The 13,637-nt window shown below is 59.6% G+C and carries 13 protein-coding genes; 12 read left to right on the top strand and 1 reads right to left on the bottom strand.

Annotation, left to right across the window (positions count from 1 at the left end; all coding sequences use genetic code 11):
• Positions 1 to 3: 3 nt before the first annotated feature.
• The 6 genes from QFX16_RS09845 (at position 4) to ccoP (QFX16_RS09820) (ending at position 4,875) form a co-directional block, all read left to right on the top strand.
• Positions 4 to 222: a cbb3-type cytochrome oxidase subunit 3 gene (locus QFX16_RS09845; RefSeq protein ID WP_439900111.1), complete on the top strand. Its 219-nt coding sequence runs from the start codon at positions 4 to 6 to the stop codon at positions 220 to 222.
• The gene (gene ccoP, locus QFX16_RS09840) at positions 219 to 1,172 is read left to right on the top strand and encodes a cytochrome-c oxidase, cbb3-type subunit III (RefSeq protein WP_283183760.1); all 954 of its coding nucleotides are present in this window, start codon (positions 219 to 221) and stop codon (positions 1,170 to 1,172) included. Before QFX16_RS09845 ends, ccoP (QFX16_RS09840) begins: the two co-directional genes overlap by 4 nt.
• Positions 1,173 to 1,653: 481 nt before the next feature.
• A complete protein-coding gene (gene ccoN / locus QFX16_RS09835; RefSeq protein ID WP_283183759.1) occupies positions 1,654 to 3,096 on the top strand; it encodes a cytochrome-c oxidase, cbb3-type subunit I in 1,443 nt (480 codons plus the stop codon).
• Positions 3,096 to 3,704 (top strand): cytochrome-c oxidase, cbb3-type subunit II, encoded by a 609-nt coding sequence (gene ccoO, locus QFX16_RS09830; RefSeq protein WP_018925301.1) that lies wholly within the window; start codon positions 3,096 to 3,098, stop codon positions 3,702 to 3,704. The genes ccoN and ccoO overlap by 1 nt, the downstream gene beginning before the upstream one ends.
• A 5-nt stretch (positions 3,705 to 3,709) precedes the next feature.
• A complete protein-coding gene (locus QFX16_RS09825; RefSeq protein WP_003175465.1) occupies positions 3,710 to 3,895 on the top strand; it encodes a CcoQ/FixQ family Cbb3-type cytochrome c oxidase assembly chaperone in 186 nt (61 codons plus the stop codon).
• On the top strand, positions 3,892 to 4,875 hold the full coding sequence (gene ccoP, locus QFX16_RS09820; RefSeq protein WP_283183758.1) for a cytochrome-c oxidase, cbb3-type subunit III: 984 nt from the start codon (positions 3,892 to 3,894) through the stop codon (positions 4,873 to 4,875). The genes QFX16_RS09825 and ccoP (QFX16_RS09820) overlap by 4 nt, the downstream gene beginning before the upstream one ends.
• A 79-nt stretch (positions 4,876 to 4,954) precedes the next feature.
• On the opposite strand, the gene QFX16_RS09815 is transcribed toward ccoP (QFX16_RS09820), so the two are convergent.
• Positions 4,955 to 5,974: a metallophosphoesterase family protein gene (locus tag QFX16_RS09815; RefSeq protein WP_283183757.1), complete on the bottom strand. Its 1,020-nt coding sequence runs from the start codon at positions 5,972 to 5,974 to the stop codon at positions 4,955 to 4,957.
• Between the two features lie 498 nt (positions 5,975 to 6,472).
• On the opposite strand from QFX16_RS09815, the gene ccoG reads away from it, so the two are divergent.
• The 6 genes from ccoG (at position 6,473) to hemN (ending at position 13,559) form a co-directional block, all read left to right on the top strand.
• The gene (gene ccoG / locus QFX16_RS09810; protein ID WP_283183756.1) at positions 6,473 to 7,885 is read left to right on the top strand and encodes a cytochrome c oxidase accessory protein CcoG; all 1,413 of its coding nucleotides are present in this window, start codon (positions 6,473 to 6,475) and stop codon (positions 7,883 to 7,885) included.
• An 11-nt stretch (positions 7,886 to 7,896) separates the two neighbouring features.
• Positions 7,897 to 8,436, top strand: coding sequence for a FixH family protein (locus tag QFX16_RS09805; protein ID WP_283183755.1), 540 nt, complete (start codon positions 7,897 to 7,899; stop codon positions 8,434 to 8,436).
• Between the two features lie 137 nt (positions 8,437 to 8,573).
• Complete coding sequence (locus tag QFX16_RS09800) at positions 8,574 to 11,024, top strand: heavy metal translocating P-type ATPase (RefSeq protein WP_283183754.1); 2,451 nt, start codon at positions 8,574 to 8,576, stop codon at positions 11,022 to 11,024.
• Between the two features lie 22 nt (positions 11,025 to 11,046).
• A complete protein-coding gene (gene ccoS, locus QFX16_RS09795; protein WP_007905420.1) occupies positions 11,047 to 11,265 on the top strand; it encodes a cbb3-type cytochrome oxidase assembly protein CcoS in 219 nt (72 codons plus the stop codon).
• Complete coding sequence (locus QFX16_RS09790) at positions 11,258 to 11,941, top strand: sulfite exporter TauE/SafE family protein (RefSeq protein WP_283183753.1); 684 nt, start codon at positions 11,258 to 11,260, stop codon at positions 11,939 to 11,941. The genes ccoS and QFX16_RS09790 overlap by 8 nt, the downstream gene beginning before the upstream one ends.
• Positions 11,942 to 12,176: 235 nt before the next feature.
• Positions 12,177 to 13,559 (top strand): oxygen-independent coproporphyrinogen III oxidase, encoded by a 1,383-nt coding sequence (gene hemN / locus QFX16_RS09785; protein WP_283184540.1) that lies wholly within the window; start codon positions 12,177 to 12,179, stop codon positions 13,557 to 13,559.
• The last annotated feature ends 78 nt before the right edge of the window (positions 13,560 to 13,637 follow it).

Here is a 13,637-nt window from a genome sequence, read left to right as displayed (position 1 = left end):
GCCATGGCCATGTCCTTTGAAATTATTAGCGAAATAAGCAGTGGAATGATCCGCGGCCTGGGCACGGTCGTGGTGTTTGTGGCCTTCGTCGGCCTGACGCTGTGGGTGTTCAACGGCAAGCGCAATCCGGAATTCGCCGAAGCGCGTTTGCTGCCGTTCGCCGATGAACCGCTACCCGATGACGCCACCCAAGAACCTGAAACAAGGAGTACCCGGCCATGACCACCTTCTGGAGTACGTGGATCTGCGTACTGACCATCGGCAGCCTGATCGGCCTGACCTGGCTGCTGATCAGCACCCGCAAGGGCGAAACCAAGGGCAGCGTCGACCAGACCATGGGCCACAGCTTCGACGGGATCGAGGAGTACGACAACCCGCTGCCGCAGTGGTGGTTCATGCTGTTCGCCGGCACGCTGGTGTTTGCCGTGGGCTATCTGGTGCTGTACCCCGGCCTGGGCAACTGGAAAGGCGTTCTGCCGGGTTACGAGGACGGTTGGACCGGGGTCCACGAGTGGGAAAAGGAAATGGCCAAGTCAGATGCGAAGTTCGGACCGATCTTCGCCAAATTCGCGGCGATGCCCGTGGAAGAAGTGGCCGCGGACCCGCTAGCGTTGAAAATGGGCGGTCGCCTGTTTGCCTCCAATTGCGCGGTCTGCCACGGCTCGGATGCCAAGGGCGCCTTTGGCTTCCCCAACCTGGCAGACACCAGCTGGCGCTGGGGCGGCAACGCCGACACCATCAAAACCACGATCATGGGTGGTCGCATGGCCGCGATGCCGGCCTGGGGTGAAATCCTGGGTGATGCCGGGGTGAAGAACGTCGCGGCTTACGTGCGCCACGACCTGGCCGGCCTGTCGTTGCCTGCCGACAGCGGTGCCGACCTGCATGCCGGACAGCAAGCGTTCAGCACGATGTGCGTAGCCTGTCATGGTGCAAACGGCCAGGGCACTGAAGCCATGGGTGCGCCGAATCTGACGCAACCGGCCGGTTTTATCTACGGAACAAGCCTGGCGCAACTGCAACAGACCATTCGTCATGGTCGCCAAGGCCATATGCCGGCGCAGAATGAACTGCTCGGCAACGACAAGGTGCAACTGCTGGCCGCTTACGTTTACAGCTTGTCTCATGGGCTGAACACCGAGCGTTTGCAGGCTGAAGGCAAACACGAATAAATCTCGACCGTTCTGCTGCCGCATTCTCCCGGATGCGGCAGTTCCCTGCCCCTTTGCGACCAAGTGTCGCACCCCTCCGTTAGTCCTCCTTTCGGTTCCCCAGATTCGGGTCTAAGCTTCCCCGATGCGGACTGGCGTGAGCCGGTTCCAGGTCGACCCAACCCGATGTGTTCGACGAATCTGCTCGATGACAAGCCGCAAAGGCTGGTAGATACCGGCTGTCGTGCCAATTGCCATCTGTCACCCGCTCGTTGTGTTTGAACACACCCCGTTACATTCGACCTGACCCCTCACCATTTTCGTCTGCTGCGACATTTTGCCCTTCGGCAGTTTTGTCCTTACGCGGCGCATGGAAAGGCCGCAGAATCAGCTTTTGAAAGCATTGACCCAGGTCATGGCGCGTTGCAATGACCCCCCGCTTTCTCCATACTTGCGGCCGATTTTTACTCCTAATAAAACACCCAAACCGTGGAACCTTAGAATGAGCACAGCAATCAGTCCGACTGCTTATAACTATAAGGTAGTCCGCCAGTTCGCCATCATGACGGTGGTCTGGGGGATCCTTGGCATGGGGCTCGGTGTCTTCATCGCCTCGCAACTGGTCTGGCCGGAGTTGAACTTCGGTCTGGAATGGACGAGCTTTGGACGCCTGCGCCCGTTGCACACCAACCTGGTGATTTTCGCCTTCGGTGGTTGTGCACTGTTTGCCACTTCTTATTACGTCGTGCAGCGAACCTGCCAAACGCGACTGATTTCCGACAGTCTCGCGGCCTTCACCTTTTGGGGTTGGCAAGCGGTGATCGTCGGTGCAGGCATTTCCTTGCCGCTGGGCTACACCACGTCCAAGGAATACGCTGAACTGGAATGGCCTATCGCCATTTTGCTGGCCATTGTCTGGATCACCTACGCTGTGGTGTTCTTTGGCACCATTACCAAGCGCAAAACCAAACATATCTATGTGGGTAACTGGTTCTACGGTGCCTTCATCGTTGTGACGGCGATGCTGCACATCGTCAACCACGCTTCCCTACCGGTCAGCTTGTTCAAGTCCTACTCGGCCTACGCCGGTGCGACTGACGCGATGATCCAGTGGTGGTACGGCCACAACGCGGTCGGTTTCTTCCTGACCACGGGCTTCCTGGGGATGATGTACTACTTCGTTCCCAAGCAAGCCGAGCGTCCGATCTACTCCTATCGTCTGTCGATCGTGCACTTCTGGGCGCTGATCACCCTGTACATCTGGGCCGGTCCGCACCACCTGCACTACACCGCGCTGCCGGACTGGGCTCAGTCGCTGGGCATGGCGATGTCGATCATCCTGCTGGCGCCAAGCTGGGGCGGCATGATCAACGGCATGATGACCCTGTCGGGCGCCTGGCATAAGCTGCGCACCGACCCGATCCTGCGCTTCCTCGTTGTGTCGCTGGCCTTCTACGGCATGTCGACCTTCGAAGGCCCGATGATGGCCATCAAGACCGTCAACTCGCTGTCTCACTACACAGATTGGACCATCGGCCACGTACACGCCGGTGCCTTGGGCTGGGTAGCGATGATCTCGATCGGCGCCATCTACCACATGATCCCGAAACTGTTCGGTCGTGTGCAGATGCACAGCATCGGTCTGATCAACACGCACTTCTGGCTCGCGACCATCGGTACCGTTCTGTACATCGCTTCGATGTGGGTCAACGGCATCACCCAGGGTCTGATGTGGCGTGCAATCAACGACGACGGCACCCTCACCTACTCGTTCGTCGAAGCGCTGCAAGCCAGCCATCCTGGTTTCATCGTTCGCGCCCTGGGCGGTGCGTTCTTCGCCAGCGGCATGCTGTTCATGGCCTACAACGTATGGCGTACCGTACGTGCCTCGAACCCGGCTGAAGCCAAAGCTGCTGAACAGATTGCTGTAGTTGGAGCTCACTGATGAAGCATGAAGCAGTCGAGAAGAACATTGGCCTGCTGGCCTTCTTCATGGTTATCGCCGTCAGCATCGGCGGCCTGACCCAGATCGTTCCGCTGTTTTTCCAGGACGTCACCAACAAGCCGGTCGAAGGCATGAAGCCTCGCACCGCCCTTGAACTGGAAGGCCGCGACATCTACATCGCCAACGGTTGTGTCGGCTGCCACTCGCAGATGATCCGCCCGTTCCGCGCTGAAACCGAACGTTACGGCCACTACTCGGTCGCCGGTGAAAGCGTCTGGGACCACCCGTTCCTGTGGGGTTCCAAGCGTACCGGTCCGGACCTGGCCCGTGTTGGCGGTCGTTACTCCGATGACTGGCAGCGTGCGCATTTGTACAACCCGCGCAACGTTGTGCCTGAGTCGAAAATGCCGGCCTACCCGTTCCTCGTGGAAAACAAGCTCGACGGCAAAGACACCGCCAAGAAAATGGAAGTCTTGCGCACGCTCGGCGTCCCTTACACCGACGAAGACATCGCCGGCGCCAAGGATGCTGTGAAGGGCAAAACCGAAATGGACGCGCTGGTGGCCTATCTGCAAGGCCTGGGCACCATCATCAAAAGCAAACGGTGATTTAGATGGATATCGGGATGATTCGTGGCCTGGGCACCGTTGTTGTGATGGTGGCCTTCATCGGTCTGGCGTTGTGGGTATTCAGCCCCAAGCGCAAGTCGGAGTTTGAAGACGCGACCTTGCTGCCTTTCGCGGATGATCCCGAAGCCATCAAGCACGTCGAGCAAGCTTCTAGGAGTAACAAAGAATGACTACGTTCTGGAGTCTGTACGTCACAGTCCTCAGTCTCGGCACGATCTTCGCCCTGACCTGGCTGCTGCTGTCCACCCGCAAGGGCCAGCGCAGCGAAGCCACCGAAGAAACGGTTGGCCACTCCTTCGACGGGATCGAGGAGTACGACAACCCACTGCCGAAATGGTGGTTCATGCTGTTCGTGGGCACCATCATCTTCGCCCTGGGCTACCTGGTTCTGTACCCGGGCCTGGGTAACTGGAAAGGCCTGCTGCCGGGTTACAACTACCTCGATAACGACAAGCAGACCGCGTTCGCCAACGGCCAGAGCGGCTGGACCGGCGTTCACGAGTGGGAAAAGGAAATGGCCAAGTCGGACGCCAAGTTCGGCCCGATCTTCGCCAAGTTCGCTTCCATGCCGATTGAAGAAGTCGCCAAGGACCCGCAAGCCCTGAAGATGGGTGGCCGCCTGTTCGCCTCCAACTGCTCGGTCTGCCACGGCTCCGATGCCAAGGGCGCTTATGGCTTCCCTAACCTGACCGACGCCGACTGGCGCTGGGGCGGCGAAGCGGAAACCATCAAAACCACCATCATGGGCGGTCGTCACGCTGTGATGCCGGCCTGGGCTGAAGTGATCGGCGAGCAAGGCGTCAGCGATGTTGCCGCATTCGTACTGACCAACCTTGATGGCCGCAAGCTGCCGGAAGGCACCAAGGCTGATCCGGTTGCCGGGCAGAAACTGTTCGCTGCCAACTGCGTGGCGTGCCACGGTCCGGCAGGCAAAGGTACTCCAGCAATGGGCGCACCTGACCTGACTCACCCGGGCGCGTTCATCTACGGTTCGAGCTTCGCTCAACTGCAGCAGACCATCCGTTACGGCCGTCAGGGCCAGATGCCTGCGCAAGAACAGCTGCAAGGCAACGACAAGGTTCACCTGCTGGCCGCTTACGTCTACAGCCTTTCTCACGGTGAGAAAGCGCCAGTGGCGGACGCCCAGTAAGGCAAACGCTTGATGCAACAAAAAACGGCCCCGCCAGTGAGAATTGGCGGGGCCGTTTTGGTTTCAGGATCTGTGCGACTTAGCGCTGAACCGCAATGGTCGACTCAAGCTTGCGACTCGGCCAGTTATTGCCCGTCACGCGGTAGATCATCAACTTGTCCCTTTCCTTGGAGAAGCTCGCAATCAGATACGTTTGCTGGGAAGCGGCCCCACTCAGGAACAATGGCACGTCACCAAACTCGCTGGATGCGCTGTAGTATTGGCCACTAAACCAGTGGTAGTGCCCGGCAAACACCGCAGTCACCTTGTAATCTTTGATCATCTTACTGAAGCGACTCAATTGCTGGTCACTGCCATCCCACTTGGGTTTATGCATATTCAAAATAATGATCTGGCCTCTTTCCCGAGCAGCCTTCAGATCCTTTTCCAACCAGTCAAGTGCGTCCGTCAGGTGATAGCTCTTCGGCACAAGCCAGTCATAAGCGGTGAAGCTGACCGAGTAAGTAGGCTCATTATTTAGCTGCACCATATGAACATCTCCAAAATTCTTGGAGTAAGCCAGACTGCCAGACACTCTTTTCTTTACGGTACCCTCCTCCGTAAGTTGAACATCAATGCTGTCGGCCCTGCCATTCTTACCGGTATAGCGTGCCAGAAAGTCCTCAACGCTCCCTGCGGCACAATTATTAAAAAGGCAATCATCGACATTATTCTCATAGTCGTGATTACCCAGACCATAGTCATACAGGCCGAGCAGTTTACTGTCCAGAATCGGCTTGACCACCGAGCGCTGCCAGCCATGGCCAAAGGCAGTGATATCGCCGTTGATCATCACCGGCACCCGCGCGGCGCCGCCGAAGTTCTGCCTGAAATTGGCAATATCATCATATTGGGTTTCGATCAGCCACTTAGAGCGCGAATCCCGATACGAGTCGGTCTGGGTTTCACCGGCATCGGTTTTCTCAGTCCACGGGTATTGCGGATCGGAGGTAAACACCATATCCATCGGAGATACAGTTGTGGGTGCCGAATGCGCAAAAGGCGTCATGACAGCAAAGGCCAGACACGCCAGCAAACTGCCAGATTTTGATAAGTTCATAGAATTCCATTTCCATCTAACATTAATAATAGAGCGACAGGCAACTTGCCTGAACACGAACATATAACAGACCTCGAACACACACAAACATCCAACACCCGACAATTAATTATCTATATTTCCAACCAACAATTAACGCACCTACAAAACCACCCACAAGCCCCTTATATAAGCACTCCAACAATAACAATACGAAGATTAAAACAACAAACTCATAACAGTCATTGAATCGCGAGGCTGCCCTCAGGCTCGCCGCGACAGGCGGATAGTGTGTGGAAGGCAGGACGCGAAAAAGCCGTCCATACTGAACAAGTCAATTGATCTGCATCACGACTTGTTACATTTGCTACACCATCCACGATTTTTCCCCAACGCGACCAAAGGTCGCACCCTTGACCTAGAGCGACAGGCGTATCATTGCGCCACTGCAACACCTCTTTTTGACCGCGGTCGGCATGTACTGACCGAGGCATTTTTCCACTGCCGTGGGATGCAATGATGAGCAACCAGATTCCGGTACACGACGTCACCCCTGCCAAGAACGCGAACAACAGCGTCGACCTCTACGCCTCTCGAGAAAAAATCTACACCCGCGCCTTCACCGGCCTGTTCCGCAACCTGCGGATGATGGGCGGTGCCGGGTTGTTTCTGCTGTATTTCGGTACGGTCTGGCTGAGTTGGGGTGGCCATCAGGCCGTCTGGTGGAACCTGCCGGAACGCAAATTCTTCATCTTTGGCGCAACCTTCTGGCCTCAGGACTTCATCCTGCTCTCGGGGATCCTGATCGTCAGTGCCTTCGGCCTGTTCTTCATTACCGTGTACGCCGGGCGGGTCTGGTGCGGCTATACCTGCCCACAGAGTGTCTGGACCTGGATTTTCATGTGGTGCGAGAAGGTCACCGAAGGCGACCGCAACCAGCGCATCAAGCTCGACAAAGCGCCCATGAGCGCCAACAAATTCCTGCGCAAACTCAGCAAACACTCGATGTGGTTGTTGATCGGCTTTGTGACCGGCATGACCTTTGTGGGTTACTTCTCGCCCATTCGCGAGCTGACCATCGACTTCTTCACCGGCGAAGCCGACGGCTGGTCGTATTTCTGGGTCGGCTTCTTCACCCTCGCCACCTACGGCAATGCCGGCTGGTTGCGCGAGCAAGTGTGCATTTACATGTGCCCGTACGCGCGCTTCCAGAGCGTGATGTTCGACAAAGACACCCTGATCGTTTCCTACGACCCGCGTCGTGGTGAAAGCCGCGGCCCGCGCAAGAAAGGCGTCGACTACAAGGCCATGGGGCTGGGCGACTGCATCGACTGCACCATGTGCGTCCAGGTCTGCCCGACCGGTATCGACATCCGCGACGGCCTGCAAGTCGAATGCATCGGCTGTGCGGCCTGCATCGATGCCTGCGACAGCATCATGGACAAGATGGATTACCCTCGCGGCCTGATCAGCTACACCACCGAGCACAACCTGTCCGGGCAAAAAACCAATAAACTGCGCCCGCGCCTGATTGGCTATGCCACGGTCCTGCTGGCGATGATCGCTTTGCTGATGACCGCATTCTTCATGCGTTCGCTGGTCGGTTTCGACGTCAGCAAGGACCGCGTACTGTACCGCGAGGACGCCGAAGGCCGGATCGAAAACGTCTACAGCCTGAAGATCATGAACAAGGATCAGCGCGACCACACCTACGTGCTCGAAGCCGTTGGCCTGCCGGACCTCAAGCTGCAAGGCAAGCGCGAGATCAAGGTCGCCGCCGGGGAGATTTTCAGCCAGCCGGTCGAACTGTCCAGCGCACCGGAGAAACTGCCATCGAGCACCAACGAGGTGAAATTCATCCTCAAAGATGCCGATGACGACAGCGTCCACATTGAAGCCAAGAGCCGGTTCATCGGCCCACAAGTTCGTTGAGAGAAGTGATCATGCCCACAGCAACTGCCGCAAGTCCCTGGTACAAGCACCTTTGGCCGTGGATCATCATCGCCATCCTGGCGTGTTCCGTGACCCTGACCTTGTCCATGGTGACGATCGCGGTGAAAAACCCGGACAACCTGGTCAACGACAACTATTACGAGGCCGGCAAAGGCATCAACCGTTCCCTCGACCGTGAGCTGCTGGCGCAGACCCTGCTGCTGCGCGCCAGTGTTCATCTGGACGATGTGACCGGTGAAGTCGACCTGCGCCTGAGCGGCAACAGCCAACCCAAAACCCTGGAGCTGAACCTGATCTCGCCGACCCAGCCGGAGAAGGATCGCAAGATCACCCTGGCGCGCAGCGAAACCGAACAGGGCCGCTACATTGGCCAGTTGAACGACAAGGTCGACGGTCGCCGCTTTGTAGAACTGCTGGGCGTACAGGACGACAAGACCTGGCGCATGTTCGAAGAAGAACAGGTCAGCCATGACAAGGATCTGCTGCTGGGTGATGAACCGCTGCAGGGCGCCGAAGACCTGAAGAAGTAAAAGCCTGCGCTTCGCGCATCGCGAGCAAGCTCGCTCCCACAGGGTTTTGTGAACGCCACAAATCCAATGTGGGAGCGAGCTTGCTCCGGGCGGCGATCCGACGATGAGGCCCTTCCGGACGATATAGACTTCACCTCATGACCACTCCGCTCCCCTGTTACCACTGCGCCCTGCCCGTCCCGGCCGGCAGCCGCTTCACCGCTGCCGTCCTCGGTGAAACCCGCGAGTTCTGCTGCCCGGGTTGTCAGGCTGTGGCCGAAGCCATTGTGGCCGGCGGACTGGAAACCTATTACCAGCATCGCAGCGAGTCATCGGCCAACCCCGAAGCCTTGCCGGTGCAGTTGGTGGATGAGCTGGCGCTGTACGACCGCGCCGACGTGCAAGCGCCCTTCGTCCGCCACGAAGGTGAACTCGCCGAAACCACCCTGTTGATGGAAGGCATCAGTTGCGCCGCCTGCGGCTGGCTGATCGAGAAACACCTGCGTGGCTTGCCGGCGGTGGCCGAAGCGCGCCTGAACCTGTCCAACCATCGCCTGCACGTGCGCTGGGCCGATGCGCAACTGCCTCTGAGCCAGATACTCAGCGAATTGCGCCACATCGGTTACGCCGCGCACCCCTACCAGGCCGATCGCGCCAGTGAACAACTGGCCAGCGAAAACCGCCTGGCCCTGCGTCAACTCGGCGTGGCCGGGCTGCTGTGGTTCCAGGCGATGATGGCGACCATGGCCACCTGGCCGGAATTCAACATCGACCTCAGCCCCGAGCTGCACACCATCCTGCGTTGGGTCGCGCTATTTCTCACCACCCCGATCGTGTTCTACAGCTGCGCGCCATTCTTCAAAGGCGCGATGCGCGACTTGCGCACCCGCCACCTGACCATGGACGTCTCGGTGTCGCTGGCGATTGGCAGTGCCTACATCGCCGGGATCTGGACCTCGATCACCGGCGTCGGTGAGCTGTATTTCGATGCGGTCGGCATGTTCGCGCTGTTCCTGCTGGCCGGCCGTTATCTCGAACGTCGCGCCCGCGAACGCACCGCCGCCGCCACAGCACAACTGGTCAATCTATTGCCCGCCTCGTGTCTGCGCCTGAGTGCCGACGGCCAGAGCGAGCGGATCCTGCTCAGCGAACTGCGTGTGGGTGATCAGGTGCTGGTGCATCCCGGCGCGATCCTCCCGGCTGACGGCAAGATCCTCGAAGGCCAGTCGAGCATCGACGAATCCCTGCTCACCGGCGAATACCTGCCGCAACCGCGCACGCCGGGCGATGCCGTCACCGCTGGCACCCTGAACGTCGAAGGTGCGTTGACCGTGGAAGTCCTGGCCCTCGGCCAGGACACCCGACTGTCCGCCATCGTCCGCCTGCTGGACCGTGCTCAGGCCGAGAAGCCGCGACTGGCGGAAATTGCCGACCGCGCCGCGCAGTGGTTCCTGCTGCTGTCGCTGATTGCCGCTGCCGTCATCGGCCTGATCTGGTGGGAACTGGATTCGTCGCGGGCCTTCTGGATTGTTTTGGCGATGCTCGTTGCAACCTGCCCGTGCGCCCTGTCCCTCGCCACGCCGACCGCACTCACTGCCGCCACCGGCACGCTGCACAAACTGGGCTTGCTGCTGACACGCGGTCATGTGCTGGAAGGTCTGAACCAGATCGACACGGTGATTTTCGACAAGACCGGCACGCTCACCGAAGGGCGACTGGCGTTGCGTTCGATCCGCCCACTCGGCGCGCTCAACAGCGATCAATGCCTGAGCCTCGCCGCTGCACTGGAAAACCGCTCCGAACACCCGATTGCCCGAGCGTTTGGCCGGGCTCCGCTGGCCGCCGAAGAAGTCCACAGCACGCCCGGGCTAGGCCTCGAAGGCTTGGTCGGTGAGCAACGCTTGCGCATCGGCCAACCGGGATTTGTCTGTGAACTCAGTGGCGCTGCCGTGCCATCGATGCCGGATGAAGCCGGCCAATGGCTGTTGCTCGGCGACAGCCGGGGGCCGTTGGCATGGTTTGTTCTCGACGACCGCCTGCGTGCCGATGCACCTGCCCTGCTCGCGGCCTGCAAGGCTCGCGGCTGGCGCACGCTGCTGCTGTCCGGCGACAGCTCGCCGATGGTCGCCAGTGTCGCCGCGGAACTGGGCATCGATGAAGCCCGTGGCGGCTTGCGTCCGGACGATAAATTGCAGGTCTTGCAACAGCTGCACAAGGAAGGCCGCAAGGTGTTGATGCTCGGTGACGGGGTCAACGACGTGCCAGTGCTGGCCGCCGCCGACATCAGCGTGGCCATGGGTTCGGCCACCGACCTGGCGAAAACCAGTGCCGACGCGGTACTGCTGTCGAACCGCCTCGATGCATTGGTCCAAGCCTTTAGCCTGGCTCGACGCACCCGCCGGGTAATCATCGAGAACCTGCTGTGGGCCGGGCTGTACAATGGCCTCATGTTGCCGTTCGCCGCCCTCGGCTGGATCACTCCGGTATGGGCCGCGGTCGGCATGTCCATCAGTTCGTTGACCGTGGTGCTGAACGCTCTGCGCCTGACTCGCATGCCAAAAACGCCTGCGGTCAGCGCCACGCCAGAAACCCGTCCGCTGCCGGCCTGAGCCGCGCGGGCATGGAGTCCAGATGCCAGCTCTCTACGTGATGATCCCGGCCGCGCTGCTGATCGTGGCCATCGCTATTTACATCTTCTTCTGGGCAGTCGACAGCGGTCAGTACGACGACCTCGACGGTCCGGCCCACAGCATTCTGTTTGACGACCAGGACCCGAACCACAAGGCTGCGGTCGACGAAGCCAGCGGCCATCCGGCCAAACCGGACGACAAGGCGCCACCCCATGCTTGAGTTGGCGCCGCTGCTGGTGTCTGCGGTGATTCTCGGTCTGCTCGGTGGCGGGCATTGCCTGGGCATGTGCGGCGGCTTGATGGGCGCGTTGACCCTGGCGATTCCCAAGGAACAACGCAGCCGACGCTTTCGACTGCTGCTGGCCTACAACCTGGGGCGAATTCTCAGCTATGCAACGGCCGGCCTGCTGATCGGCCTGGCCGGTTGGGCGGTGGCCAACAGCCCGGCAGCGATGTTCATGCGCATCATCGCCGGATTGCTGTTGGTCGCCATGGGCCTGTACCTCGCCGGTTGGTGGAGCGGCCTGACCCGCATCGAAAGCCTCGGCCGCGGCCTGTGGCGGCATATCCAGCCGGTTGCCAATAAACTGCTGCCGGTGTCGAGCGTACCCCGTGCGTTGCTGCTGGGCGCGCTTTGGGGCTGGCTGCCGTGCGGGTTGGTTTACAGCACGTTGCTGTGGTCGGCGAGTCAGGGCAATGCGCTGGACAGTGCGCTCTTGATGCTCGCGTTCGGGTTGGGCACCTGGCCGGTATTGCTCGCCACGGGCTTGGCGGCTGAGCGGGTCACGGCGTTGTTGCGCAAACGTAGCGTGCGGATGACGGGGGGATTACTGGTGATCCTGTTCGGCATATGGACCTTGCCGGGGCCACATCAGCATTGGCTCATGGGGCATTAGATCGGCGGCGCAGCCGTCGTAAACCCTGAGTACCAAACTCACCTGAGCACCGCACAGTCTGATTTCACGACGGCTGCGTCCGAACGCGGCCCGCACCGAACGCAGCCTCGCAGGCTCGGCAGCTGCTACAGGGTGATGTTTGGCAATGACACCGTTGATGCAAATCAAGATGCCCCACCGCGACGCCCCCTAGACTCGCTGACACTGCCAGCCTATCCGGGGGAATGCCCGCATGATGCTCGACGCCATTCGTTGGGACACCGATCTGATCCGCCGTTACGACCTGGCGGGACCGCGCTACACCTCCTACCCGACCGCGGTGCAATTCGACGGTCAGGTCGGCACGTTTGACCTGTTCCACGCCCTGCGCGACAGCCGTAAAGCCCTGCGACCGTTATCGCTGTATGTGCACGTGCCGTTCTGCGCGAACATTTGCTACTACTGCGCCTGCAATAAAGTCATCACCAAGGACCGCGGCCGGGCCCAGCCCTATTTGCAGCGACTTGAGCAGGAAATCCAGCTGATTGCCTGCCACCTCGACCCCGCGCAAAAAGTCGAGCAACTGCATTTCGGCGGCGGCACCCCGACCTTTCTCAGTCACGATGAACTGCGCCAGTTGATGGCCCAGTTGCGCAAAAGCTTCAACTTGCTGGACGACAATTCCGGCGACTACGGCATCGAAATCGACCCTCGCGAAGCCGACTGGTCGACCATGGGCCTGCTCCGTGAACTAGGCTTCAATCGGGTCAGTATCGGCCTGCAAGACCTCGATCCGGCAGTGCAACGGGCAGTCAATCGCCTGCAAAGCCTGGAAGACACCCGCGCGGTGATCGACGCTGCCCGCACGCTGCAGTTTCGCTCGATCAACATTGACCTGATCTACGGCTTGCCGAGGCAGACACCCGAGAATTTCGCCCGTACCGTCGATGAAGTGATCAACCTGCAACCGGACCGCCTCTCGGTGTTCAACTACGCGCACCTGCCGGAACGCTTCATGCCGCAACGGCGAATCAACAGCGACGAGCTACCGACACCGGCGCAAAAACTGGAAATGCTCCAGGGCACCATCGAACAGCTGACCCAGGCCGGTTACCGCTACATCGGCATGGACCACTTCGCGCTGCCCGACGATGAACTGGCGATTGCTCAGGAAGAATCGACCCTGCAACGCAACTTCCAGGGCTACACCACCCACGGTCATTGCGACCTGATTGGCCTGGGCGTGTCGGCCATCAGCCAGATCGGCGACTTATATTGCCAGAACAGCAGCGACCTCAATCAGTACCAGAACACGCTGGCCAGCGCGCAGCTGGCCACCAGCCGTGGTCTGCTGTGCAACGCCGATGACCGCCTGCGACGTGCGGTCATCCAACAACTGATCTGTAATTTCAGCCTGGAATTCGCCGAGATCGAACAGGCCTTCAACATCGACTTTCAGGGTTACTTCGGCGAACTCTGGCCACAGTTGCAGGAAATGGGCGAAGACGGCCTGATCGAACTTGATAACGAACGGATCACCGTACTGCCCGCCGGACGATTGCTGGTGCGTTCGGTGTGCATGGTGTTCGACGCATACCTGGAAAAGCAAAATCGCCAGCGGTTTTCGCGTGTGATCTAGCCATCACCTCACTGGCCGGTCTGTGAAACGCTGACTTTACGACCCTGCGACAAAATCGCCGCGTGCCTGAATGTCCTT

This window comes from Pseudomonas svalbardensis (assembly GCF_030053115.1).
In the GTDB taxonomy this organism is placed as follows: domain Bacteria; phylum Pseudomonadota; class Gammaproteobacteria; order Pseudomonadales; family Pseudomonadaceae; genus Aquipseudomonas; species Aquipseudomonas svalbardensis.
Note: the sequence above shows the minus strand (reverse complement) of the source record. Positions and strands in the feature narration are given on the sequence as shown.